We start from the raw sequence: 25,871 nt of genomic DNA, 5'->3' as shown, positions 1-25,871 counted from the left end.
GTGCCACAGTGGAACTACCAGGGCAAACGTTCGCCCTGGTAGCTGAAAAAGCTGCCGCTGTCGGCGGCGGTGACTCCGTCAAGCACGGCCAGCATGTCCGCCACGGCGTCACGCGGAGCCCGCGCTTCCGGACGAAAAGGTCGCGACAAGGCTGAAGCAACAGTGCCAGGATGCAGCGCAACCAGGCGCTTGCCGGGCCAACGCCGCGCAGCTTCGATCGCTGCCGTTTTAAGGAGCATGTTCAACGCCGCCTTCGAGGCCCGGTAGCTGTACCAGCCACCCAGGTGATTGTCCGCGATGCTACCGACCTTGGCCGACAGTACCGCCAGCAGACCGTTGCTCCCGAGCAGGGGCAAAAAGTGCCGCAACACCAGTGCAGGGCCAATGGCATTGATCTGAAACGTTGCCAACAGTTGCGCCTGGTTCAGTGACTCCAGCGCCTTCTCCGGCATGAAGCCCTCACCGTACAGAACACCGGCAGCCAAGACGATCAGATCAAACGGTGGCTGGCCTTCATAAAACTGTGCGGCCATGGCGATGCTCTGAGGGTCGGTCAAATCCAGTACCGGGTGTGTGCCACGCCCCAGGCCATGCACGGCGGCACACCGGGGATCCTCACGCAGCGTATCAACGAAAGCACCACCGATCGCCCCACTCGCACCGATCACCAATGCCCGATAGCCCTCCGGCAGGCTGTTCATGGTTCACCCCCGCCGCGCCGGAAGAACAGGGTCACCTGCCCCAACTCCAGGCCAAACTTGGACATGAACGAGCGATTGATCAGTGTGTTGTCATCCATCAGGTACATCCAGTCATCGAACTGCACCGGATAAAACGCGCCGTCCACCTCCAGGTTGAGGGTGTAACGCCAACGCAGTGCATTACCGGCCACCTGACCTTCGGCTTCGCCGATCACGTCACCCGCCGTACCGCTCCAGCGCCCCGGCCCCTTCGGTGTCAGGCGCCAAACGCGTTGCTGACGGGTGCCATCGCTGTAAACGAAGCGCTCATCGAGGATCAGCACGCGCCCTTCCATCCGCCCCTCAATGGTCACGTGGAAACGCTTGACCACCTCACCCGAACGCTTCTGGAACATGCCCCAGGCCTGAACGGGCACCGAGAAGAACCGCGGCAAGTCCAATGCGGGCGTCTCGTTGCGGTAATGATCGACTTCGACGTTGCCGCAACTGCTCAACAGCAAGCAGCACGCCAGCAGACAGGACTTCCACATCATGCTTAACCTCATTGTCATTGCCCGCCCAGCAAGCGCTGGCGTAACTCAGGGTTACGTGTACGCGGGTCAAACCAGATATCAAAGAACGCCCGCGAAAACGCAGGGTCTGCGACCTCGTAATGCAAACGATCATCCACGTAGAACCGCGCACCGGCACCGGGCAAGAACACCCCGATGATCCGCTGCCCCGGTTCGACATCGACAAAGGCCCGCGCCATCTGTGCCTGCCACACCTTGAGTTGCGCTTCATCGACCGACCCGCCCCGTAGTCGACGTATTTCATCAACGCTGACGTCTACCAGTTGGGCACGGGTAATCGACCGGTAATAGGTCAGCTCAAGCGCAAAGGGTTGCTGATAGTCCACCTGGGCCGAAGCGCCCCACAGGCTCGCGTTGTACACACGAAAACCATAGAGCCGAAACTCGGCGCTACCGATCAGACGACCACCGGGCAGCAGCGCCTGCCAACTGGCGAAAGCACCGGGGCTGCACAACAACAGGGCGCTGAACAACAAGCCCAAGGTCCTGCGGTCGACCACGCGCGTCAGACACTGACGCAGCAGGGGAAATAGCGATCTGTCCATGGCATGGCTCTACCTTTTCTGACAACGCCGAAATGTTGGTTTCTCTGGCATTCGGTACTGCATGCACAGCGGCACTTCAAAATAGTTGTACATAAAATTGGTTTTGTACAGCTTAATGCGACGCTTCGCCGTTTTTTGTACAACTTATTGTCAAGAGGTCATGCCGATTCAAGCCCGGAGCAGGTTCCGCAGCAAGAAACCTGGGCACCCTGTGATTGCCTTGCCCTGACAGGCACTAGACTGATGCGCACGTTTATTTCCAAACACAGGTTTTGGCGATTGCCGAACCGTCGACAGGGAACACCTCATGCAGTTTCTTGAAAATGCCCCGCGCTTTCTGTTTTTCACTGGCAAAGGCGGTGTGGGCAAAACCTCGATTGCCTGCGCCACGGCATTGCAGCTCACCGCACAAGGTCAGCGCGTACTGCTAGTGAGTACCGACCCGGCGTCTAACGTTGGACAAGTGTTTGGCATCAGCATTGGCAACCACATCACCCCGGTGCCCTCAGTGGCCAATTTGTCAGCGCTCGAAATTGACCCACAGGCTGCAGCGCAGGCCTATCGAGACCGCATTGTCGGCCCTGCCCGGGGCGTGCTTGAGGCCAGTGTCGTGAAGAACATGGAAGAGCAATTGTCTGGCGCCTGCACCACGGAAATTGCGGCCTTCGACGAGTTCACAGCACTACTGGTCGGCTCCCGACAAACCGACACCTATGAACACATCATCTTTGACACCGCGCCCACCGGGCATACCATTCGCCTGCTGCAGCTCCCTGGCGCCTGGAGTGGCTTTCTTGATACCGGCAAGGGCGACGCCTCCTGCCTTGGACCGCTGGCGGGCCTCGACAAACAGCATGACCAGTACCGCAAGGCGGTTGAGGCGCTCTGCGACCCGGCACGCACGCGGCTGGTACTGGTCGCTCGGGCACAAAATGCCGCGCTACGCGAGGCGGCCCACACCCATGAAGAACTCGCCGCCCTCGGCCTTCGCGAGCAGTACCTGGTGGTCAACGGCGTGCTGCCCGGCAGTGAAGCCGAAAAAGACCCACTGGCTGCAGCGGTGTATGCGCGGGAGCAGTTGGCGCTTGCCCAAATGCCTGACGTACTCAAGCCACTTCCGCTGGATCAACTGCCGCTGAAAGCCTTCGACCTGGTCGGCATTGAAGCCCTGAAACAGTTGTTGCGTGATAAGGGTGACGCTGAAGGCCTTCAGCCCCCCGCCGTTCGCATTGAAGCGCCAAGCTTGAGCGACCTCGTCGATGACATCGCCGTGGATGGCCACGGGCTGGTCATGATCATGGGCAAAGGTGGCGTAGGTAAAACCACCCTGGCGGCGGCGGTGGCCGTGGAACTGGCTCACCGGGGCTTGCCGGTTCACCTCACCACCTCGGACCCGGCAGCGCATCTGGCCGACACCCTGAGCGGCTCAATGAGCAACCTGACCCTCAGCCGCATTGATCCGAAGGTTGAAACCCAGCGGTATCGCGATCACGTGATGGCCACCAAAGGCGCAGCCCTGGATGAGCAGGGAAAAGCCCTTTTGGCCGAAGACCTGCGCTCGCCCTGCACTGAAGAGATCGCCGTCTTCCAGGCGTTTTCCAGAGTCATTCGGGAGGCCGGCAGGCGGTTTGTGGTCATGGACACAGCCCCCACCGGGCACACCCTGTTGTTGCTGGATGCCACGGGCGCCTACCACCGCGACATCGCCCGACAAATGGAAGGCAGCAACATGCACTTCAGTACCCCGATGATGCAGTTGCAAGACCCGAAGAAAACCAAGGTATTGCTGGTAACACTGGCCGAAACGACACCGGTACTTGAAGCGGCCAACCTGCAAGCCGACCTGCGGCGTGCTGGCATTGAGCCTTGGGCATGGGTGATCAACAACAGCATCGCGGCCACCACAACCCAATCGCCCCTGCTTCGTAGACGGGCAAAGAATGAGCTCAGGGAAATCGAGCACGTGGCCAGTGAGCACGCCAGACGCTATGCCGTGATCCCCTTGATGGCCGAGGAGCCCATCGGGGTAGAACGCCTGCTCAAGCTGAGCAAGGAACAGCCCCGAGACAGGTCAGAGCAATAGGTGCATGGCTGACGAGCCTGGGACATGATCGGCGCGTCAGCCCCACGACATTAGTCGAACACCGGGCGCGGATTGCCGAGACCGTGCAGCAAGAGGCACCTACGCACGTCCAATATGCACGTCTAGGCGTTTCCGATCTGCACGGGATGTATTATCGTGGCTGCCTGCGCAAGATGCGTCGCCTGACCAACCAGGCATTTGCCAACCGATCGAGGGTGCCATGAGTAACGAAAGCATTAACTGGGACAAGCTGGGCTTCGACTACATCAAGACCGACAAGCGCTACCTGTCACACTGGCGCAACGGTGAGTGGGACCAGGGCACCCTGACCGAAGACAACACCCTGCACATCAGCGAAGGCTCCACCGCGCTGCATTACGGCCAGCAGTGTTTCGAAGGCCTGAAGGCCTACCGCTGCAAGGACGGCTCGATCAACCTGTTCCGCCCTGACCAGAACGCCCAGCGCATGCAGCGCAGCTGCGCGCGCCTGCTGATGCCGCAGGTACCGACCGAAGCCTTCATCGAAGCCTGCAAGCAAGTGGTCAAGGCCAACGAGCGCTTCATTCCGCCCTACGGCAAAGGTGCGCTGTACCTGCGCCCGTTCGTCATTGGTGTAGGCGACAACATCGGCGTGCGTACCGCGCCCGAGTTCATCTTCTCGATCTTCGCGATCCCGGTTGGCTCGTACTTCAAGGGCGGCATGAAGCCGCACAACTTCCTGATCTCCAGCTATGACCGCGCCGCGCCACAAGGCACCGGTGCCGCCAAGGTCGGTGGTAACTACGCCGCCAGCCTGATGCCAGGTGCAGAGGCCAAGAAAGCCCACTTCGCCGACTGCATCTACCTTGACCCACTGACCCACAAGAAAATCGAGGAAGTCGGCTCGGCCAACTTCTTTGGTATTACCAAGAACAACGAATTCGTCACACCGAAGTCCGCCTCGGTTCTGCCTGGCATCACCCGTCTGTCGCTGATCGAACTGGCGAAATCGCGCCTGGGCCTGAACGTGATCGAAGGCGACGTACTGATCGACGAGCTCGACCGCTTTACCGAAGCGGGCGCCTGCGGCACCGCTGCGGTGATCACCCCGATTGGTGGCATCGAGTACAACGGCAAGCTGCACGTGTTCTACAGCGAGACCGATGTCGGCCCGGTAACCCAGAAGCTCTACAATGAGCTGACCGGCATCCAGAGTGGCGATGTCGAAGCGCCGGAAGGCTGGATCGTCAAGGTCGCCTGATTCCGAACCCCGCCTCCCGGCGGGGTTTCTTTTTCTGGCCTGAAGCGCTCGGCCGTACCGGCAATCGGCTAGATGAATTTTTCTTTAACCCGAGCACCGCCTATTCTTTGGCACAATCGAGCTTCCACTCGCCGCCCAGGTAAAAGCATGCCTCGCGTACTGACTATCGAAGACGACGCTGTCACCGCCCAGGAGATCGTCGCCGAACTTTCCAGCCATGGCCTGGAGGTTGACTGGGCCAACAACGGCCGTGAAGGCCTGGCCAAGGCCATCGCCGGCAGCTATGACCTCATCACGCTGGACCGCATGCTGCCTGAGCTCGACGGCCTGACGATCGTCACCACGCTGCGCAACCTGAAGATCACCACGCCGATCCTGATGATCAGCGCCCTCTCCGATGTCGATGAGCGGGTACGTGGCCTGCGCGCCGGCGGCGACGACTACCTGACCAAACCATTTGCGTCCGATGAGATGGCCGCCAGGGTCGAAGTGCTGCTGCGCCGAAACAACACCGGCATCACACAGACTCGCCTGCAGGTCGCCGACCTGGAACTGGACCTGATCAGCCACGAAGCCCGACGCGGCGAACTGGCACTCAACCTGTTACCGACCGAGTACAAGTTGCTGGAGTTCCTCATGCGCCATGCCGGCCAGGTCATCACCCGCATGATGATTTTCGAGGAAGTCTGGGGCTACCACTTTGATCCCGGCACCAACCTGATCGACGTGCATATCGGTCGCCTGCGCAAGAAAATCGACGCCCCGGGCCAAGTGCCGCTGATTCGCACTGTGCGGGGCTCCGGCTATGCCATTGCCGAACCCGTCTAAGGGTTGGAGCTCATCCACAAGTCGCCTGCTGGCGCTGTACAGCTTCCTTTTCGTGGCCTGGAGCAGCATCCTCATGGGGGTGTTGTACTTTGAGGTGTCCGGCTACCTGAACAAACTCACCCGGCACTCGCTGCAACAACGCCAGCACCTGTTTGCACACATGAGCGGCAAACAACTGGATGATGCGCTGATTGCCAGCCAGGCCTTCGAGGAGCGCAGCTTCGATGCCTACGGCCTGTTCGATGCAGCCTTCAATCCACTCAGCGGCGAGATTCGCAAGATCCCCCCGGAGCTGGGCCTGGATGGCAGAATCCATGAGCTTGGCCGCTGCCTGGATGAAGATGCACCCCACTTGCCCAAGGACAGTTGCGATGCCGTGGCCTTGAGGGTCCCTGACGGCCGCTGGCTGGTTCTGGTACGTGACAATGGCTCGCTGTTCGTGGTCACCCAGATCATCCTGCATGCCCTGCTCTGGGGGCTTTCACTGACGATCATTCCAGGCATCGCCGGCTGGTACCTGCTGCGCCGTCGCCCGCTCAAACGCATCCGGGCGATCCAGGCCAGCGCCGAACAGATCGTCGCCGGCGACCTGACACACCGCCTGCCACTGTCCCCGCGGCGTGACGAGCTGGACATGCTGGCGGCCATCGTCAACGCCATGCTCGACCGTATCGAACGGCTGATGCACGAGGTCAAGGGTGTATGCGACAACATTGCCCACGACCTGCGTACCCCCCTCACTCGCCTGCGCGCCCAGCTGTACCGCATTCGCCAACAAGCGGGCGACGACTCCGCACAAACCCAGCAACTGGACCACGCTATCGCGGAAACCGACACGCTGATGGCGCGCTTTCGCGGCCTGCTGCGCATCAGCGAACTGGAAGACCGTCAACGCCGTGCCGGGTTCGTCGAACTGGACCCGCATGCACTGCTGCTGGAGCTGTACGACTTCTACCTTCCATTGGCTGAAGACGGCGACATCAACCTGAGCCTGCAGATACCCAACCAACTGCCCAGCCTGCACGGCGACCGCGAATTGCTGTTCGAGGCACTGGCCAACCTGCTGAGCAATGCGATCAAGTTCACCCCGGCCCACGGCCAGGTGGCACTGAGCGCCCACAGCGATGCACAGGGCGTGCATATCGAGGTACAGGACAGCGGCCCCGGCATTCCGGAAGACGAGCGCCAGGCGGTGTTAAAACGGTTTTATCGCAGCGAGGAAGGTCATCGGCACCCAGGGTTTGGCCTGGGCCTGTCGATCGTTGCAGCGATCGTCGACCTGCATGGGTTCGATCTGGAGATAGGAGAAAGCGCGCTGGGTGGCGCCAAGCTCGTGCTGCATTGTCGCCGGTAGCACTGGCGAGGGCATCGGTGGGGTACCCATGAGTTTGCGGCGCCTGCATCGCGGGCAAGACCCGCTCCTACAGCTAGCGCGGGCTCTGTTGGAGCTGGCTTGCCTGCGATGGCGTCGGAGCGGTGTCCGTGAGTGCGCGGCGTTCGCATCGCGGGCAAGACCCGCTCCCACAGTGGGAGCAGGCTTGCCTGCGAGGGCGCAGCCGGTCAGTCAGCCAGGCGCCAGGTAGTGCCGCCCTTGCTGTCTTCAAGCACCACGCCCATGGCGGTCAGCTGATCACGGATACGGTCGGACTCGGCCCAATCCTTGTTGGTCCGCGCCTGCAGACGCGCCTGGATCAGTGCTTCAACCTCGGCGGCATCGACACGACCCTCGGCGCCCGCACGCAGGAAGTCATCGGCATCCAGCTGCAACACACCCAGCAGCCCCGCCAGCTCGCGCAGGCGAGCAGCAAGACCGGCAGCGATCTGCGGCTCAGCTTCACGCACACGGTTGATCTCGCGTACCAGGTCGAACAGCACCGCGCAGGCCTCAGGCGTGCCAAAGTCGTCGTTCATCGCGACCCTGAAGCGCTCGACATACTCTTCGCCACCTTGCGCCGGAACCAGCGGCAGGCCACGCAGTGCATGATAGAAGCGCTCCAGCGCACCCTTGGACTCACGCAGGCTGTCTTCGGAGTAGTTGATCGAGCTGCGGTAGTGGCTCGATACCAGCAGGTAACGGACCACTTCCGGGTGATACTTCTCAAGCACATCGCGAATGGTGAAGAAGTTGTTCAAGGACTTGGACATCTTCTCGCCATTGATGCGAATCATCCCGCAGTGCATCCAGGCCTTGGCGTATGGCTTGCCGGTTGCCGCTTCGCTCTGGGCGATTTCGTTCTCGTGGTGCGGGAACTCCAGGTCGTTGCCGCCACCATGAATGTCGAAGCTCTCGCCCAGGCAGCAGGTGGACATCACCGAGCACTCGATGTGCCAGCCTGGACGCCCTGGGCCCCATGGCGACGGCCAGCTTGGCTCACCCGGCTTGACGCCTTTCCAGAGGACGAAGTCCAGCGGGTCCTGCTTGGCTTCGTCAACCTCGATCCGTGCGCCGATACGCAGGTCTTCGATCTTCTTGCGCGACAGCTTGCCGTAGCCGACAAACTTGCCGACCCGGTAGTACACGTCACCATTACCCGGCGCGTAGGCATAGCCCTTGTCGATCAGGGTCTGGATCATCGCGTGCATGCCGGCGATATGATCGGTGGCACGCGGTTCCTGATCTGGAGGCAGGATGTTCAGCCGGCGCTCGTCTTCGTGCATCGCGTCGATCATGCGTGCGGTCAAGGCGTCGAACGACTCGCCGTTCTCGTTGGCACGGTTGATGATCTTGTCGTCGATGTCGGTGATGTTGCGCACGTAGGTCAGGTCGTAGCCGCTATAACGCAGCCAGCGGGTGACCAGATCGAACGCGACCATGCTGCGACCATGGCCCAGGTGGCAGAAGTCGTACACGGTCATGCCGCAGACGTACATCCGTACCTTGTTGCCTTCCAGCGGGGTGAAGACTTCCTTGCTCTTGGTCAGGGTGTTGTAGATGGTAAGCACGAGGATTCCTTAGCTGCCCCACGAATCGCGCAGGGTCACGGTGCGGTTGAACACCGGGCGGCCCGGTTGGGAGTCTTTCATGTCGACGCAGAAGTAACCTTCGCGCTCGAACTGGAAGCGGTCTTCAGCCTGGGCCTTGCCCAGAGAAGGTTCCGCCCGACAACCACTCAGCACCTGCAGCGAATCGGGATTGATGTTGTCCAGGAAGCTGCCGCCCTCCTCGGTTTTCTCCGGGTTGGCGGAGCGGAACAGACGATCGTAAAGGCGTACTTCACACTCGACGCTCTCAGCCGCCGGCACCCAGTGGATGACGCCTTTGACCTTGCGGCCTTCCGGGTTCTTGCCGAGGGTGTCCGGGTCGTACGAGCAACGCAGCTCGACGATGTTGCCGTCGGCGTCCTTGATGGCCTCGTCGGCACGAATCACGTAGCTGCCACGCAGGCGCACTTCACCGGCAGGCTCCAGGCGCTTGTAACCTTTTGGCGGCTCTTCCATGAAATCGTCGCGGTCGATGTATAGCTCGCGAGCGAACGGCAGGACACGAACGCCCATGTCTTCCTTCGGATGGCATGGCAGTTCGAGCTGCTCGACCTGGCCTTCCGGGTAGTTGGTAATGACCACTTTCAGCGGGCGCAGCACGCACATCGCACGTGGCGCGGTACGGTCGAGGTCATCACGGATGCTGAATTCGAGCATGGCCATGTCGACGACACCGTCTGAACGGTTGGTACCGATCATGTCGCAGAAGTTGCGGATCGAAGCCGGGGTGTAGCCACGACGACGGAAACCGGACAGCGTCGACATGCGCGGGTCATCCCAGCCGTTGACGTGCTGCTCGTCGACCAACTGCTTGAGCTTGCGCTTGCTGGTAATGGTGTAGTTCAGGTTCAGGCGGCTGAACTCGTACTGGCGCGGCTTGGCCGGCACCGGCAGGTTGTCCAGGAACCACTCGTACAACGGGCGGTGGCCTTCGAATTCGAGGGTGCAGATCGAATGGGTAATGCCTTCGATGGCGTCGGACTGGCCGTGAGTGAAGTCATAGTTCGGGTAGATGCACCACGTGTCACCGGTCTGGTGGTGATGGGCGTGACGAATACGATAGAGGATCGGGTCGCGCATGTTCATGTTCGGCGAAGCCATGTCGATCTTGGCCCGCAGTACACGCTCGCCGTCCTTGAACTCGCCAGCCTTCATGCGGGCGAACAGGTCCAGGTTTTCCTCGACCGAACGCTCACGGAACGGGCTGTTCTTGCCTGGCTCGGTCAGGTTGCCACGGTACTCGCGGGCCTGCTCCGGGGTCAGGTCGCAGACATAGGCCTTGCCGGCCTTGATCAGCTCGACGGCCCACGCATGGAGCTGGCCGAAGTAGTCGGAGGCATAACGCACCGGACCGGTCCACTGAAAGCCCAGCCACTTGACGTCGCTCTGGATCGCATCGATGTACTCCTGGTCCTCTTTGGCCGGGTTGGTGTCATCGAAACGCAGGTGACAGGCACCACCGAACTCCTCGGCCAGGCCAAAGTTCACACAGATCGACTTGGCGTGGCCGATGTGCAGGTAACCATTGGGCTCTGGCGGGAAACGGGTGACGATGCTGCTGTGCTTGCCCGAGTCCAGGTCAGCCTGCACGATCGGTCGCAAGAAGTTCGCAGGGACAGCGGGAGCGCCTTTGGCAGCGGCGTTGGGAGCGGTGTCAGCAGTGGGCTTGCTCATAGGATCCTTGAATACGGGTACACGACCAGGGTAGGCCGACTAAATCAAAGCGCTTATCATAGCCGAAGCAGTCAAGCTGCCGACAGGTCAGCACCGACAAACAGGCGCGAATATTGACCGCCATTGCAAAAAAACAGCCGCGAACCGCGTATCGCCGCCTGTAGACTGAGCGTCAGGGTTATTACGCGATCCTGCGCAACCTATTTCAATTGCCTTGAAAAGAGCGAATTTCAGCATGTCCAAAGTCAAACTGAGCACCAACCACGGCGACATCGTCCTGCAACTGAACGCCGAAAAGGCCCCGATCACCGTGGCCAACTTCATCGAGTACGTCAACGCCGGCCACTACTCGAACACCATTTTCCACCGCGTCATCGGCAACTTCATGATCCAGGGCGGCGGTTTCGAGCCTGGCATGAAAGAAAAGAAAGACAAGCGTCCAAGCATCCAGAACGAAGCGGACAACGGCCTGAGCAACGCCAAGTACACCATCGCCATGGCCCGTACCATGGAGCCGCATTCGGCCTCGGCGCAGTTCTTCATCAACGTTGCCAACAACGATTTCCTCAACCACAGCGGCAAGAACGTGCAAGGCTGGGGCTACGCCGTGTTCGGTGAAGTGATCGAAGGCCAGGACGTCGTCGACAAGATCAAGGCCGTCCCTACCGGCTCCAAGGCTGGCCATCAGGACGTACCGAAAGACGACGTGATCATCGAGAAAGCCGAGATCATTGAGTGATACTGCTGATCTCCGATCTGCACCTGCAAGAAGAACGCCCGGACATTACCCGGGCGTTTCTTGATCTGCTTGAGGGCCGCGCCCGACAGGCCCAGGCGCTGTACATTCTTGGCGATTTTTTCGAAGCCTGGATCGGCGACGACGCCATGACGCCTTACCAGGCATCCATCTGTCAGGCCCTGCGCGCCTTGAGCGACAGTGGCACGCAGATTTTCCTGATGCATGGCAACCGCGACTTCCTGATCGGCCAGGCGTTCTGCAAGGCGGCGGGCTGCACCTTGCTGAACGATCCCTGCGTGGTCGAAATGGGTGGTGAACCGGTGTTACTGATGCACGGCGACAGCCTGTGTACCCGTGACCTGGCCTACATGAAGCTGCGCCGCTACCTGCGCAACCCGCTCAGCCTGTGGGTTCTGCGGCATTTGCCGCTGAGTACACGCCAGAAACTGGCGCGCAAGCTGCGCAGCGAAAGCCGTACGCAAACCCGCATGAAGGCCAACGACATTGTCGATGTGACGCCCGAGGAAGTGCCACGGGTCATGCAGCAGCATGGCGTGCGCACCCTGGTGCACGGGCACACCCATCGCCCGGCGATTCACAAACTGGCGCTGGGCAATACGCCAGCACGGCGTATCGTACTGGGGGACTGGGACCGTCAGGGCTGGGCTTTGCAGGTGGATGAGCAAGGCTTTCAACTGGCACCGTTCGCTTTCCGCTGAACACCTGTCGTCGGCACGCCCTGCTCGGGCAGAGGCATGCCGGTGACACCATCACCAACAAGGCCAGGGCCATGCCCCTTTTCGCGTGCGGGCCGTTACTGCCAGCTGGGAACGCCGCTATGGAAGCGGAACTCGTTGTCCGGCGCGGTGATCAGCTCCGCTTCGGCCGCCCGAACCTTCTCTACCGCCCGGTCGACATCAGCTTCTTCACCGTACTGATAGGCCAGCTTCAGGTAGCCCTGAAAATGCCGAGCCTCACTCTTGAGCAAGCCGTGATAAAACTTGCCCAGTTCCTCGTCCAGGTGCGGCACTACGGCAGCGAAACGCTCACAACTGCGCGCCTCGATAAAGGCACCGACCACCAGGGTGTCGACCAGCTTTACTGGTTCATGGTTACGCACCACCGCCCGCAAGCCCGACGCATAGCGACCTGCCGAGACCGGCCGCAAGGCGATTTTGCGCCGCTTCATCAGGCGTAACACCTGCTCATGGTGGACCAATTCTTCGCGGGCCAGGCGCGACATCATGTTGATCAGGTCAATGTGCGTATTGTATTTGGCCATCAGGCTCATGGCGGTACTGGCAGCCTTGAACTCACAATTCTTGTGGTCGATCAGCATCGTCTCCTGATCGGCCAACGCAGCCTCCACCCAGGCATCAGGGGTACGGCAGGCCAGGAACGCATCGATTTCGGGAATAAGGTGCATGGTGCTCACGGACAGGACGACGACAAAGCCGGCAATTATACGCACGCAGGCGACGATCACCACCGGCTATGCTTGATGTGTATCAACACCCGATCCATCGAGCGCCGACTATAGTCAGTCATTGGTCGCTATTGAAGAAGGGAGTTCATGCTCATGCAAGCCGTCCGCAGCATCCTGGTGGTACTTGACCCGACGCACGCCCACAGCCGGGCTCTGACCCGGGCAAAACTCATCGCCGGCGCTACAGGTGCCCGCTTGCACCTGTTGATGTGCGACAAGAAACAAGACCACAGCGCCCTGCTCAGCCTGCTGTGCAGCCAGCTTCACGACGATGGCTACAACAACGTCACCTACGAGCAGACCTGGCACGACACCCTGCACGAGTCGATCATCGACGTGCAGCAGGCCGAGGGCTGCGAACTGGTGATCAAGGAGCATCGCCCGGACAACCCGCTGAAAAAAGCCCTGCTCACGCCATCGGACTGGAAGCTTTTGCGTCTGTGCCCGTGCGCCGTCCTGATGGTCAAGCACGAAAGGCCCTGGACCAACGGCGTCATTCTGGCAGCCGTGGATGTGGGCAACCATGATGAACACCATCGCCGCTTGCACAAGCGCATCGTCGACCACAGCTATGAGATCGCCACCCTGGCCAAAGGCCAACTGCATGTCGTCAGCGCCCACCCCTCGCCCATGCTCTCGGCAGCCGACCCGATCTATCAGCTCAAGGAAACCATCGAGGCCCGCTACCGCGAAGAGTGCAAGGCGTTCCAGGCGGAGTTTGATATCAGCGACGAACGCCTGCATGTCGCCGAAGGCCCGGCCGATGTACTGATTCCTCACTACGTGAAAGAACTGGACGCCGTGCTCACCGTGATCGGCACGGTGGCCCGCACAGGCATCACCGGCGCCCTGATCGGCAATACCGCCGAGGTGGTACTCGACGCACTGGAAAGCGATGTACTGGTGCTCAAAAGCGAAGAAGCTGCCGATCACCTGGCAGAACTGGCCAAAGGCTAGCCACCGTCGGAGCCGGCATCGCCGGCTCCGACCCGCTGTATCAGCCCAGCCCGTTCTTTAAAAAGCCCGGCGCGATATAGCGCTGGTAGTGGGCCTCGGACAGCAGGAAGAATTCGCGATCAATCGCATCGCGCAACTGCGGCAATTCCCACTCACGAAACTCCGGCAGCAGAACCATGCCGTAGGCTTCCACATCGCGGATCACCCGCGCTCCTCGGGCAATCAGTTGATACGCCCAGCAATACTCCGACTGCTGCGGCACGAAGCGAATCTGTCGCTGCTCCAGTTGCTGGCGCAGGCGCGCACTATCGAAGACTTCCAGCTTGGCCGTCATCACCTGGACCAACAGTTGCTCCAGGCGCATCCAGACCGCGCGTTTTTCCTCTTCGCTGTAACCGTTCCACTGGATCACTTCATGATGAAAGCGCTTGCAGCCGCGGCACACCAGGTCGCCGTAGACAGTGGAGCAAAGGCCGACGCAAGGCGTCTTGATGGAATGATTGGGCATGGGGGATCAACAGCAAGGCGACAGGACAGGCCGCCATGTTAGCCCTTTGTCTAACGGTGGTCACCCCGCAAAGTCATTGCACTCGCCTTACCTTTGTCGACTTTTTACCGTAGAATCATCCGGCCTTTTAAAGGCGCCAATGTCCGTTAGAAGCTGTTTTCAAAGCGTCACGAGCACAGTTCATCCGGTAGAACGGCGTTGGTGCGGGAGATTCGACAGTCGAATGCCCGCGCCAGCCCTCATCAGCCTCCGTTCTACAGGCGTAAAACTTTGAAAGCAGCTTCTGTAAGGATTTCCTGTAACCCTGGCTACGCGGCCCAAAAAGCCGTATTGCGCATGGGTACCGGAATTTCTGGATGAGCGTCCCGGACACCCATTTGGGACCACTGATGAGGGTAATAACTGTGCTTGAAGCCTACCGCAAACACATCGAAGAGCGTGCCGCCCAGGGTATCGTGCCCCAGCCGCTTAACGCCGAACAAACCGCAGGCCTGGTCGAGCTGCTGAAGAATCCCCCTGCTGGCGAAGAAGCCGTCCTCGTCGACCTGATCACCAACCGCGTTCCACCAGGAGTGGACGAAGCCGCCTACGTCAAGGCCGGCTTCCTGTCTGCCGTCGCCAAGGGCGAAGCCAAGTCCCCACTGATCGACAAGAAACGCGCCGTCGAACTGCTGGGCACCATGCAAGGTGGCTACAACATCGCCACTCTGGTTGAACTGCTGGACAACGCCGAACTGGCGGCTGTTGCTGCCGAACAGCTCAAGCACACCCTGCTGATGTTCGATGCCTTCCACGACGTGGCTGAAAAAGCCAAGGCCGGCAATGTTCACGCCAAGGCCGTTCTGGAATCCTGGGCCGCCGGTGAGTGGTTCACCAGCAAGCCTGCCATCGCCGAGAAGTACAGCCTGACTGTCTTCAAGGTACCTGGCGAAACCAACACCGACGACCTGTCCCCTGCCCCGGACGCCTGGTCGCGCCCTGACATCCCGCTGCACGCCCTGGCCATGCTGAAAATGGCGCGTGACGGCATCGTGCCTGAGCAACAAGGCGCAATCGGCCCGCTCAAGCAAATCGAAGAAGTCAAAGCCAAGGGCTTCCCGGTTGCCTACGTCGGCGACGTGGTTGGCACCGGCTCGTCCCGCAAGTCCGCAACCAACTCGGTTCTGTGGTTCTTCGGCGACGACATTCCGTACGTTCCGAACAAGCGCGCTGGCGGTTTCTGCTTCGGCTCGAAAATCGCTCCGATCTTCTACAACACCATGGAAGATGCTGGCGCACTGCCAATCGAGTTCGACGTATCGAACCTGAACATGGGCGACGTGATCGACGTGTACCCACACGCCGGTAAAGTCTGCAAGCACGGCACCGACGAAGTCATCACCACCTTCGAACTGAAGACCCCGGTGCTGCTCGACGAAGTCCGCGCTGGCGGCCGTATCCCTCTGATCGTAGGCCGTGGCCTGACTGACAAGGCTCGTACCGAGCTGGGTCTGCCGGTTTCCGACCTGTTCCAGAAACCAGAGCAGCCTGTCGACACCGGCAAAGGCTACACCCTGGCACAGAAAATGGTCGGCAAGGCCTGCGGCGTGACTGGCGTTCGTCCAGGCACCTACTGCGAGCCCAAGATGACCACCGTGGGCTCCCAGGATACCACTGGCCCAATGACCCGTGACGAGCTGAAAGACCTGGCGTGCCTGGGCTTCTCCGCTGACCTGGTCATGCAGTCGTTCTGCCACACCGCGGCCTATCCGAAGCCAATCGACGTCACCACCCACCACACCCTGCCGGATTTCATCCGCACCCGTGGCGGCGTGTCCCTGCGTCCAGGCGACGGCATCATCCACAGCTGGCTGAACCGCATGCTGCTGCCTGACACCGTCGGCACCGGCGGCGACTCGCACACCCGCTTCCCGATCGGCATCTCCTTCCCGGCCGGTTCCGGCCTGGTCGCCTTCGCTGCTGCCACCGGCGTCATGCCGCTGGACATGCCAGAGTCGATCCTGGTGCGCTTCAAGGGCAAACTGCAACCTGGCATCACCCTGCGTGACCTGGTTCATGCCATCCCTTACTACGCCATCCAGAAAGGCCTGCTGACCGTCGAGAAGAAAGGCAAGATCAACGCCTTCTCCGGCCGCATCCTGGAAATCGAAGGCCTGGACGAACTGACTGTCGAGCAAGCGTTCGAACTGTCTGACGCCTCGGCTGAGCGTTCCGCTGCAGGTTGCACCATCAAGCTGCCAGAAAAAGCCATCGCCGAGTACCTGAAGTCGAACATCACCCTGCTGCGCTGGATGATCAGCGAAGGCTACGGCGATGCACGCACCATGGAACGTCGCGCCCAAGCGATGGAAGCCTGGCTGGCCAACCCAGTTCTGCTGGAAGCCGACAAGGACGCCGAATACGCCGAGATCATCGAAATCGATCTGGCCGACGTCAAAGAGCCTGTGCTCTGCGCCCCGAACGACCCGGACGACGCCCGTCTGCTCTCGACCGTACAGGGCGAGAAAATCGACGAAGTGTTCATCGGTTCGTGCATGACCAACATCGGTCACTTCCGCGCTGCCGGCAAGCTGCTGGAGAAGGTCAAAGGTTCGATCCCAACTCGCCTGTGGCTGTCGCCGCCAACCAAGATGGACGCTCACCAGCTGACCGAAGAAGGCTACTACGGCATCTACGGCAAGGCTGGCGCGCGCATGGAAATGCCGGGCTGCTCGCTGTGCATGGGTAACCAGGCTCGCGTTGCTGCGAACTCGACCGTTGTGTCGACTTCGACCCGTAACTTCCCGAACCGTCTGGGTGATGGTGCCAACGTATACCTGGCCTCCGCCGAACTGGCTGCAGTCGCGTCCATCCTGGGCAAACTGCCGACCGTCGAGGAGTACATGGCGTACGCGAAGAACATCGACAGCATGGCTGCCGACGTTTACCGCTACCTGAGCTTCGACCAGATCGCTGAGTTCCGTGAAGCCGCTGCGAACGCCAACATCCCGGTCGTTCAAGCCTAAGCTGACTTAGCCATTGCAGGCTGCGTGAAAACGCAGCTTGCAGCAGCTACAAAACAAATGCCCCGACCTGTCGGGGCATTTGTTTTTCTGAGCCCCCACAGGGCTGGCAGGCCTGCCACACAACCCTGTAGGAGCCGGGCTTGCCCGCGATGCAAGCGCCGCATACTCACTGACACCCCGCGCATAAAAGCGCTGAGGGTGTGTTTCCGACTGAATACGGCTCTTCCACTGGCTTATGTTGGCCCAGCGCCAAGGACGCGCTTAACACCACAACCAGCACAGGAAGCCTGACATGGCCGACATCAGCGGAAAATCATTTATTGCCACACTGGTGAGCACAACAGGAGAGTACCTCTACCCGGTTGGGTACCTGAAGGATAACTCTGTTGCGGGGGATGGCTGGCTTATACAGAGTGAGCAGGACGAACCCAATGTGGCCTTTCGTTTCGATTTCATCGAACACATTGAAGATCGCATCCATTACAACATCAGCGCAGCACCCGACGGCGCCTACAGTGGCGCAAAGGTCGGCGTGAGCCGCAATGGCTATCTGGGGTTCTATCAAGTGGCCGAGGTTTGCGACTTCTGGAAAGTCGAGCTTGAGGGCGACAACGACAACCCCGCAACGTTCGAGTTCGTGCTGCGCGATCAGCGCGGTTACCGCGTCTCAGCAGTGAGTGAACCAAGAGGCGGCTTCTGGAGCTCGTTTACCCCAGCAGCCCGATCTGCACAAACGCTCTTCCTGAACACGGAAACAGGGGACACTGTGCATTTTCAAGGGCGCATTCTCAAATACCTGTAACCCCATTTGAGGTTATGCCGGGCGCCGCAGTTACGCTCGCACTGAAAACAGCATCGCCGACAAGCCTTGCTCCCGCTGGGAAGCACGCCTTGTCGGCGACAGTAAAAGCACGCTAGACGCTTTTAGAAGGCGTCGCCGGGCACACGCACCCAACCTTCCATCAATACACGCGCACTGCGACTCATGATGGCCTTGGTCACTGTCCACTCGCCGTTTTCCTGAACAGCTTCAGCGCCTACCCGCAAGGTACCCGAAGGGTGACCGAAACGCACAGCGCTGCGCGCACCACCACCGGCTGCCAGGTTCACCAGCGTACCCGGAATGGCTGCAGCGGTACCGATGGCAACCGCCGCTGTGCCCATCATGGCGTGGTGCAGCTTACCCATGGACAGCGCACGAACCAGCAGGTCGACGTCTTTCGCCGCGACCGGCTTGCCACTGGAAGCGATGTAGTCAGCAGGCGCCGCAACAAACGCAACCTTCGGCGTGTGCTGACGCTTGGCAGCTTCGTCCAGGTGCTTGATGAGCCCCATACGCAGCGCACCGTAAGCACGAATGGTCTCGAACTTGGCCAATGCTGCCGGGTCGCCGTTGATTGCGTCCTGAAGCTCGGTGCCCGTGCAGCCTACGGCTTCGGCCTGAACGAAAATGGTCGGGATACCGGCGTTGATCAGGGTCGCCTTGAGCACGCCGACACCCGGCACCTCGAGGTCGTCAACCAGATTGCCGGTTGGGAACATCGAACCACCAGCGCCCTCTTCCTCGGCGGCCGGGTCGAGGAACTCAAGCTGTACTTCGGCAGCCGGGAAGGTCACACCGTCGAGCTCAAAGTCACCGGTCTCCTGAACCTCACCCTCGGTGATCGGTACATGGGCGATGATGGTCTTGCCGATATTGACCTGCCAGATGCGCACGGTCGCGATGCCGTTCTGCGGCACGCGGCTGGCATCGACCAGGCCACTGCTGATGGCAAACGAGCCGACCGCTGCCGACAGGTTGCCACAGTTGCCGCTCCAGTCGACAAATGGCTTGTCGATGGAGACCTGACCGAACAGGTAATCGACATCATGATCCGGCTTGATACTGCGCGAAAGGATGACCGTCTTGCTGGTGCTGGAGGTTGCTCCACCCATGCCATCGATCTGCTTGCCATACGGGTCCGGGCTGCCAATCACGCGAAGCAACAGCGCGTCACGCTCTGCGCCCGGGATCTGGGCGCTCTCGGGTAAATCCTGAAGGCGGAAGAACACGCCTTTGCTGGTGCCGCCACGGATGTAGGTAGCGGGAATCTTGATCTGCGGTACGTGAGCCATGGGAATCTTGTCCTGTTGGATACTGCTCGCCCGTCGCAGGGGACGGCATGGCCGCCCCCCACATAATCAGCGGTGTACCTGAAGGGGCAAACACTGCCACCCCTGCAGGCGCCTACATCACTTGGCGCCAGCCGACTCGAGGAAGTCCTGGGCAAAGCGCTGCAATACACCGCCCGCTTCGTAGATCGACACTTCTTCGCCAGTATCGAGACGGCAAGTGACCGGCACTTCGACCCGCTCGCCGTTCTTGCGGTTGATCACCAGCGTCAGCGTGGCACGCGGGGTACGCGAACCCACCACATCAAAGGTTTCAGTGCCGTCGATACCCAGGGTCTTGCGATTGACGCCCGGCTTGAACTCCAGCGGCAAGACACCCATGCCCACCAGGTTGGTACGGTGAATACGCTCGAAACCTTCGGCAACGATGGCTTCGACACCGGCCAGGCGTACGCCCTTGGCCGCCCAGTCACGGGACGAACCCTGACCGTAGTCGGCACCGGCGACGATGATCAGCGGCTGCTTGCGCTCCATGTAGGTCTCGATGGCTTCCCACATGCGAGTGACCTTGCCTTCCGGCTCGATCCGCGCCAGCGAACCTTGCTTGACCTTGCCGTTTTCCTGAACCATTTCGTTGAACAGTTTCGGGTTGGCGAAGGTCGCACGCTGGGCGGTCAGGTGGTCGCCACGGTGGGTCGCATAAGAGTTGAAGTCCTCTTCAGGCAAGCCCATCTTGGCCAGGTATTCGCCCGCAGCGCTGTCCAGCATGATGGCGTTGGATGGCGACAGGTGATCCGTGGTGATGTTGTCCGGCAGCACCGCCAGCGGGCGCATGCCCTTGAGGGTGCGCTCGCCCGCCAACGCGCCTTCCCAGTATGGCGGACGACGAATGTAGGTGCTCATTGGGCGCCAGTCATACAGTGGCTCGACTTTCGGGCCAGTGTCTTCGTGGATGGCGAACATCGGAATGTAGACCTTGCGGAACTGCTCTGGCTTCACCGACGCCTTGACCACGGCATCGATTTCTTCGTCAGTCGGCCAGATGTCTTTCAGGCGGATTTCCTTACCTTCGACCACGCCCAGCACATCTTTCTCGATATCGAAACGGATGGTACCGGCAATGGCGTAAGCAACCACCAGCGGCGGCGATGCCAGGAAGGCCTGCTTGGCATACGGGTGAATACGACCATCGAAGTTGCGGTTGCCCGAAAGCACTGCCGTGGCGTACAGGTCGCGGTCAATGATTTCCTGCTGGATTTTAGGGTCCAGTGCACCGGACATGCCGTTGCAGGTGGTGCAGGCGAACGCCACGATGCCGAAGCCCATCTGTTCCAGCTCGGACGTCAGGCCGGCTTCATCCAGGTACAGGGCTACCGCTTTGGAACCTGGCGCCAGCGAGGACTTCACCCACGGCTTACGGGTCAGGCCCAGCTTGTTCGCGTTACGCGCCAGCAGGCCGGCAGCAATAACGTTGCGCGGGTTGCTGGTGTTGGTGCAACTGGTGATGGCAGCGATAATCACAGCGCCATCGGGCATCTGGCCAGGGACTTCTTCCCACTGACCGGCAATGCCTTTGGCGGCCAGGTCGCTGGTTGCCACGCGAGCGTGCGGGTTGGATGGGCCGGCCATGTTGCGCACGACACTGGACAGGTCAAAACGCAGCACACGCTCGTACTCGGCATGCGCCAGGCTGTCGGACCACAAGCCCGCGACCTTCGCATAGGTCTCGACCAGCTTCACTTGTTCGTCTTCACGACCGGTGAGTTTCAGGTAGTCGATGGTTTGCTGGTCAATGGAGAACATCGCCGCCGTGGCGCCATACTCCGGGGCCATGTTGGAGATGGTTGCACGGTCACCCAGGGTCAGCGCACGCGCGCCCTCGCCATAGAATTCAAGGTAGGCACCCACGACCTTTTCCTTACGCAGGAATTCGGTCAGCGCCAGCACCACGTCGGTGGCGGTAATGCCTGGCTGTGGCTTGCCCGACAGCTCGACACCGATGATATCCGGCAGGCGCATCCAGGACGCACGACCCAGCATCACGTTCTCGGCCTCAAGGCCGCCAACACCAATGGCGATTACGCCCAGTGCGTCGACATGCGGGGTGTGGCTGTCAGTACCGACCAGCGTATCCGGGAAGGCCACCCCGTCTGTGCTGTGGATCACCGGCGACATCCGCTCCAGGTTGATCTGGTGCATGATGCCATTGCCTGGCGGGATCACATCGACGTTCTTGAACGCCTGCTTGGTCCAGTTGATGAAGTGAAAACGGTCTTCGTTGCGACGGTCTTCGATGGCGCGGTTCTTGGCGAAGGCGTCCGGATCGAAACCACCACACTCCACGGCCAACGAGTGGTCGACGATCAGTTGTACCGGTACTACCGGGTTGACCTTGGCCGGGTCACCGCCCATATCGGCGATGGCGTCACGCAGACCCGCCAGGTCGACCAGTGCGGTCTGGCCGAGAATGTCATGGCACACCACCCGCGCCGGGAACCAGGGGAAGTCGAGGTCGCGCTTGCGCTCGATCAACTGGCTCAACGAAGCGTTCAGGGTGGCCGGGTCGCAACGGCGAACCAGGTTTTCTGCCAGCACGCGGGAGGTGTAGGGCAGCTTGTCGTAGGCGCCGGGCTGAATTGCATCGACAGCCGCGCGGGCGTCAAAGTAATCCAGGCGGGTGCCGGGCAGGTTCTTGCGAAATGCTGTGTTCATGGCGCGGGACTCAATCACGGAAAGGTCAGCGGTAGGTAACGCTGAACAGCGCCTGCAGAAGCCGGGCTTGCCGGGGCCTGCAGGCACATCCTGTTCAGCTTCACCCTTCTCAGCGTTGCTCGATTGGCACGAACTTACGCTGTTCAACGCCGGTGTACTCGGCGCTTGGACGAATGATGCGGTTGTTGCCGCGCTGCTCGAAGACGTGAGCAGCCCAGCCGGTAAGGCGCGAACACACGAAGATCGGCGTGAACAGCTTGGTCGGAATACCCATGAAGTGGTAAGCCGAGGCATGGTAGAAGTCGGCGTTCGGGAACAGGCGCTTCTGCTCCCACATGGTCTTGTCGATGGCTTCGGATACCGGGTACAGCACGGTATCGCCCATTTCATCGGCCAATTGCTTTGCCCAGCCCTTGATCACTTCGTTACGCGGATCGGACTCTTTGTAGATCGCATGACCGAAGCCCATGATCTTGTCTTTGCGCTCCAGCATGGCCAAGGTGCCGCTGATGGCGTCCTCAGGCGTAGAGAAGCGCTCGATCATTTCCATGGCCGCTTCGTTGGCACCGCCATGCAGCGGGCCACGCAGCGAACCAATGGCTGCAGTGATGCAGGAATACAGGTCCGAAAGCGTCGAGGCACAGACACGGGCGGTGAACGTCGAGGCGTTGAACTCGTGCTCTGCATAAAGGATCAGCGAAACGTTCATCACCTTGACGTGCAGTTCGCTCGGTTTCTTGTCATGCAGCAGGTGCAGGAAGTGACCACCCAGGGTCTCTTCGTCACTGACGCAATTGATGCGTACGCCGTCGTGAGTGAAGCGGTACCAGTAGCACATGATGGCCGGGAACACCGCCAGCAGGCGATCGGTCTTTTCACGTTGCTGCTCGAACGTCAGCTCAGGCTCCAGGGTGCCCAGTACCGAGCAGCCGGTACGCATGACATCCATTGGGTGGGCGGCGGCAGGAATGCGCTCCAGCACTTCCTTCAACGCCTGCGGCAGGTCACGCAGGGTCTTAAGCTTGCTCTGATAGGCAGCCAGTTGCGCCTTGGTCGGCAGCTCTCCGTAGAGCAGCAGGTAGGCAACTTCTTCGAACAAAGCGTGCTCGGCAAGCTCGCGCACATCATAACCGCGGTAGGTCAGGCCGGCACCGGCCTGGCCTACGGTAGACAGTGCGGTTTGCCCGGCAACTTGACCGCGCAGGCCGGCACCGCTGAGTACTTTTGCTTCGGCCATTGCTTTTCTCCAATCTTGAATTTGTTATGGGAAACGTAAGCTGATTACAGGTTCAAGCCTTGATTCAGCTCCTTTTCTGAGCGAACAGGGCATCGAGCTTCTGCTCGAACACGTGGTAATCGATGGCGTCGTACAGCTCCATGCGGGTTTGCATGGTGTCGACAACATTCTTCTGGGTACCGTCGCGGCGCAGTGCGTTGTAGACGTTTTCAGCGGCCTTGTTCATGGCACGGAACGCCGACAGCGGGTACAGCGCCAGCGAAACATCGGCAGAGGCCAACTCTTCGGTGGTGTACAGCGGGGTCGCGCCGAACTCGGTGATGTTGGCCAGAATCGGCGCTTTCACCCGGGCAGCGAAGGTACGGTACATCTCAAGCTCAGTGATCGCCTCTGGGAAGATCATGTCAGCACCCGCTTCGATGCAGGCCGCTGCGCGGTCCAGGGCAGACTCCAGGCCTTCTACGGCCAGCGCGTCGGTACGCGCCATGATCACGAAGCTGTCATCGGTACGGGCGTCAACAGCGGCCTTGATGCGGTCAACCATCTCCTGCTGAGAGACGATCTCCTTGTTAGGACGGTGACCACAGCGCTTGGCACCCACCTGATCCTCGATGTGAATCGCGGCCGCGCCGAACTTGATCATCGACTTGACGGTACGCGCCACGTTGAACGCCGAAGAGCCAAAACCGGTGTCGACATCCACCAACAGCGGCAGGTCGCACACATCGGTAATACGGCGTACGTCGGTCAGCACGTCGTCCAGGCCGGTAATACCCAGGTCAGGCAGGCCGAGGGAGCCGGCCGCAACACCGCCACCGGACAGGTAGATCGCCTTGAAACCGGCACGCTTGGCCAAGAGAGCATGGTTGGCGTTGATCGCCCCTACCACTTGCAGAGGATGCTCGGTAGCGACCGCGTCGCGAAAGCGCTGGCCGGGACTGCTTTTCTGACTCATGACTCACCTCGTGGGCTGTTGGCGTCCAGGTAATGACGCTCGATATTGCGTTTGGAGGCGCCGATATGGCGGCGCATCAGGAGCTCGGCCAGTTCACCGTCACGGTCGGCGATGGCATCGAGAATACGGTGGTGCTCGGCGAACGCCTGGCGTGGCCGGTTGGGCGTTGCGGAGAACTGGATGCGGTACATGCGCACCAGTTGATACAGCTCGCCACAGAGCATCTGCACCAGGGTGCGGTTGCCACTGCCCTGGATGATTCGGTAATGGAAGTCGAAATCGCCTTCTTGCTGGTAGTAACCCAGCCCGGCCTGGAAGGTAGCGTCGCGCTCATGGGTATCAAGCACCCGGCGCAGTTCGTCGATATCGGCTACGCTCATTCGCTCGGCAGCCAGGCGACAGGCCATGCCTTCCAGGGATTCGCGAATTTCGTACAGCTCGATCAACTCGGCATGGCTGAGCGAAACCACCCGTGCGCCGACATGGGGAACTCGCACCAGCAGGCGCTGGCCCTCCAGGCGGTGAATCGCCTCACGCAATGGCCCACGGCTGATACCGTAGGTGCGCGCCAGCTCAGGCTCGGAAATTTTACTGCCCGGGGCGATCTCGCCCTTGACGATGGCCGCCTGAATGCGCCGGAAAACGTTTTCGGAAAGGGTTTCCGAGTCATCCTGCGTAACGCCGGGTGCTTGGCTTGCGTCCAGCATATTGTCGACACCTTCAAAATCAATAGGGCCAAAACTAGCCAAATAACGCTCGCCAGTCAAAGACAAAATAAACATTGTCGACAATCGTCTAATAACGAACATGGAGGTCTTCCATGTTGTCTTATGCCAGCCGCTGGCACATGCACACCAGCGTGATAGAATGCCGCCGCCTCCTTTGGGGCATGGATAGTGTGTCTGTCATCTTTTTATGGCAGATGAACGAGGAAGGTTGCGCAGTACTGCCAGTCGCCTTGACCCGAACATCGCACAGCACCGCGCCAGGATTTATGAGACTCACGCCCCTTCTACTGTTGCTCAGCCTTTCTTTATTGCCGGCGCTGAGCCAAGCCAATGACAAGACGGTCTACGGCCTTAACGAATACGCCCGCCTTGCCGACATCGACCTTGAGGTTGCCGCCAAGCTCGACACCGGCGCCAAGACCGCCTCGCTCAGCGCTCGCGACATCAAGCGCTTCAAGCGCAATGGCGAATCCTGGGTGCGCTTCTACCTGGCCATCGATGCGGCGCATTCGCATCCGATAGAACGCCCACTGGCCCGCGTCAGCAAAATCAAGCGACGGGCTGGCGACTACAACCCGGATGAAGGCAAGGCGTACACCGCTCGCCCTGTCATTGCCCTGAATATCTGCATGGGGAACGCCTTGCGCACCATTGAAGTGAACCTCACTGACCGCAGCGCGTTCCAATACCCGCTGCTGATCGGTTCCGAAGCCCTGAAACACTTCGATGCCCTGGTCGACCCAAGCCTTAAATACGCTGCCGGCAAACCCGCCTGCGCCACCGCCGCTCACACCGCAGAGTAAAACC

22 protein-coding genes are annotated in these 25,871 nt (G+C 60.4%); 10 read left to right on the top strand and 12 right to left on the bottom strand.

What is annotated here, in order from left to right:
* Positions 1-14: 14 nt before the first annotated feature.
* The 3 genes from ACZ9H3_RS00895 to ACZ9H3_RS00885 are packed head-to-tail and all read right to left on the bottom strand — an operon-like array spanning position 15 to position 1,818.
* The gene (locus ACZ9H3_RS00895) at positions 15-701 is read right to left on the bottom strand and encodes an SDR family NAD(P)-dependent oxidoreductase (RefSeq protein ID WP_065759473.1); all 687 of its coding nucleotides are present in this window, start codon (positions 699-701) and stop codon (positions 15-17) included.
* The gene (locus ACZ9H3_RS00890) at positions 698-1,231 is read right to left on the bottom strand and encodes a DUF3833 domain-containing protein (protein ID WP_476222665.1); all 534 of its coding nucleotides are present in this window, start codon (positions 1,229-1,231) and stop codon (positions 698-700) included. The genes ACZ9H3_RS00895 and ACZ9H3_RS00890 overlap by 4 nt, the downstream gene beginning before the upstream one ends.
* 17 nt (positions 1,232-1,248) lie before the next feature.
* Positions 1,249-1,818, bottom strand: coding sequence for a chalcone isomerase family protein (locus ACZ9H3_RS00885; protein WP_476219030.1), 570 nt, complete (start codon positions 1,816-1,818; stop codon positions 1,249-1,251).
* Between the two features lie 307 nt (positions 1,819-2,125).
* Between ACZ9H3_RS00885 and arsA the strand changes: the two genes are divergently transcribed.
* The 4 genes from arsA (at position 2,126) to ACZ9H3_RS00865 (ending at position 7,323) form a co-directional block, all read left to right on the top strand.
* Positions 2,126-3,901, top strand: a complete 1,776-nt coding sequence (arsA, locus tag ACZ9H3_RS00880) for an arsenical pump-driving ATPase (RefSeq protein WP_476219028.1) — start codon at positions 2,126-2,128, stop codon at positions 3,899-3,901.
* 220 nt (positions 3,902-4,121) lie between these two features.
* Complete coding sequence (locus ACZ9H3_RS00875; RefSeq protein WP_065759475.1) at positions 4,122-5,141, top strand: branched-chain amino acid aminotransferase; 1,020 nt, start codon at positions 4,122-4,124, stop codon at positions 5,139-5,141.
* 147 nt (positions 5,142-5,288) lie between these two features.
* Positions 5,289-5,969 (top strand): response regulator transcription factor, encoded by a 681-nt coding sequence (locus ACZ9H3_RS00870; protein WP_065759476.1) that lies wholly within the window; start codon positions 5,289-5,291, stop codon positions 5,967-5,969.
* Positions 5,947-7,323 (top strand): sensor histidine kinase, encoded by a 1,377-nt coding sequence (locus ACZ9H3_RS00865; protein ID WP_476219026.1) that lies wholly within the window; start codon positions 5,947-5,949, stop codon positions 7,321-7,323. Before ACZ9H3_RS00870 ends, ACZ9H3_RS00865 begins: the two co-directional genes overlap by 23 nt.
* Positions 7,324-7,529: 206 nt before the next feature.
* Here the strand turns inward: ACZ9H3_RS00865 and cysS are convergent, their stop codons facing one another.
* Entirely contained in the window at positions 7,530-8,912 is a 1,383-nt protein-coding gene (gene cysS, locus ACZ9H3_RS00860; protein ID WP_476219025.1) for a cysteine--tRNA ligase, read from the bottom strand.
* A 9-nt stretch (positions 8,913-8,921) separates the two neighbouring features.
* Positions 8,922-10,625 carry a glutamine--tRNA ligase/YqeY domain fusion protein gene (locus ACZ9H3_RS00855; protein ID WP_065759479.1) on the bottom strand — a complete coding sequence of 568 codons (1,704 nt, stop codon included), beginning with the start codon at positions 10,623-10,625 and terminating at the stop codon, positions 8,922-8,924.
* Positions 10,626-10,860: 235 nt separating this feature from the next.
* On the opposite strand from ACZ9H3_RS00855, the gene ACZ9H3_RS00850 reads away from it, so the two are divergent.
* On the top strand, positions 10,861-11,364 hold the full coding sequence (locus ACZ9H3_RS00850) for a peptidylprolyl isomerase (protein ID WP_065759480.1): 504 nt from the start codon (positions 10,861-10,863) through the stop codon (positions 11,362-11,364).
* Positions 11,361-12,083 (top strand): UDP-2,3-diacylglucosamine diphosphatase, encoded by a 723-nt coding sequence (locus ACZ9H3_RS00845; protein ID WP_099774050.1) that lies wholly within the window; start codon positions 11,361-11,363, stop codon positions 12,081-12,083. The genes ACZ9H3_RS00850 and ACZ9H3_RS00845 overlap by 4 nt, the downstream gene beginning before the upstream one ends.
* Before the next feature lie 95 nt (positions 12,084-12,178).
* Here ACZ9H3_RS00845 and ACZ9H3_RS00840 read toward each other — a convergent pair whose 3' ends face one another.
* Positions 12,179-12,790 (bottom strand): MiaE family protein, encoded by a 612-nt coding sequence (locus ACZ9H3_RS00840; protein ID WP_065759504.1) that lies wholly within the window; start codon positions 12,788-12,790, stop codon positions 12,179-12,181.
* Between the two features lie 153 nt (positions 12,791-12,943).
* Between ACZ9H3_RS00840 and ACZ9H3_RS00835 the strand changes: the two genes are divergently transcribed.
* On the top strand, positions 12,944-13,807 hold the full coding sequence (locus ACZ9H3_RS00835; RefSeq protein WP_065759482.1) for a universal stress protein: 864 nt from the start codon (positions 12,944-12,946) through the stop codon (positions 13,805-13,807).
* Positions 13,808-13,847: 40 nt separating this feature from the next.
* Here the strand turns inward: ACZ9H3_RS00835 and ACZ9H3_RS00830 are convergent, their stop codons facing one another.
* Positions 13,848-14,315, bottom strand: a complete 468-nt coding sequence (locus tag ACZ9H3_RS00830; protein WP_065759483.1) for a DUF1289 domain-containing protein — start codon at positions 14,313-14,315, stop codon at positions 13,848-13,850.
* A 404-nt stretch (positions 14,316-14,719) separates the two neighbouring features.
* Between ACZ9H3_RS00830 and acnB the strand changes: the two genes are divergently transcribed.
* Positions 14,720-17,320, top strand: coding sequence for a bifunctional aconitate hydratase 2/2-methylisocitrate dehydratase (acnB, locus tag ACZ9H3_RS00825; protein WP_065759484.1), 2,601 nt, complete (start codon positions 14,720-14,722; stop codon positions 17,318-17,320).
* A gap of 292 nt (positions 17,321-17,612) precedes the next feature.
* On the top strand, positions 17,613-18,122 hold the full coding sequence (locus ACZ9H3_RS00820; protein WP_099774049.1) for a hypothetical protein: 510 nt from the start codon (positions 17,613-17,615) through the stop codon (positions 18,120-18,122).
* Positions 18,123-18,244: 122 nt separating this feature from the next.
* Here ACZ9H3_RS00820 and prpF read toward each other — a convergent pair whose 3' ends face one another.
* The 5 genes from prpF to ACZ9H3_RS00795 form a co-directional block, all read right to left on the bottom strand.
* On the bottom strand, positions 18,245-19,435 hold the full coding sequence (gene prpF / locus ACZ9H3_RS00815) for a 2-methylaconitate cis-trans isomerase PrpF (RefSeq protein ID WP_102052580.1): 1,191 nt from the start codon (positions 19,433-19,435) through the stop codon (positions 18,245-18,247).
* Between the two features lie 117 nt (positions 19,436-19,552).
* Entirely contained in the window at positions 19,553-22,144 is a 2,592-nt protein-coding gene (gene acnD / locus ACZ9H3_RS00810) for a Fe/S-dependent 2-methylisocitrate dehydratase AcnD (protein ID WP_476219020.1), read from the bottom strand.
* Positions 22,145-22,253: 109 nt separating this feature from the next.
* On the bottom strand, positions 22,254-23,381 hold the full coding sequence (gene prpC / locus ACZ9H3_RS00805) for a bifunctional 2-methylcitrate synthase/citrate synthase (RefSeq protein ID WP_163934735.1): 1,128 nt from the start codon (positions 23,379-23,381) through the stop codon (positions 22,254-22,256).
* 64 nt (positions 23,382-23,445) lie between these two features.
* Positions 23,446-24,336, bottom strand: coding sequence for a methylisocitrate lyase (gene prpB, locus ACZ9H3_RS00800; RefSeq protein ID WP_476219017.1), 891 nt, complete (start codon positions 24,334-24,336; stop codon positions 23,446-23,448).
* A complete protein-coding gene (locus ACZ9H3_RS00795; protein WP_065759490.1) occupies positions 24,333-25,043 on the bottom strand; it encodes a GntR family transcriptional regulator in 711 nt (236 codons plus the stop codon). The genes prpB and ACZ9H3_RS00795 overlap by 4 nt, the downstream gene beginning before the upstream one ends.
* Positions 25,044-25,330: 287 nt before the next feature.
* Here ACZ9H3_RS00795 and rloA point away from each other — a divergent pair, with 287 nt between their 5' ends.
* Complete coding sequence (rloA, locus tag ACZ9H3_RS00790; protein WP_099776593.1) at positions 25,331-25,867, top strand: retropepsin-like aspartic peptidase RloA; 537 nt, start codon at positions 25,331-25,333, stop codon at positions 25,865-25,867.
* Positions 25,868-25,871 lie beyond the last annotated feature (4 nt).

The sequence above is a fragment of the Pseudomonas sp. TE3910 genome (genome assembly GCF_056279025.1).
The sequence above is the reverse complement of the archived record's forward strand: the minus strand, read 5'-3'. Positions and strand labels throughout refer to the sequence as shown.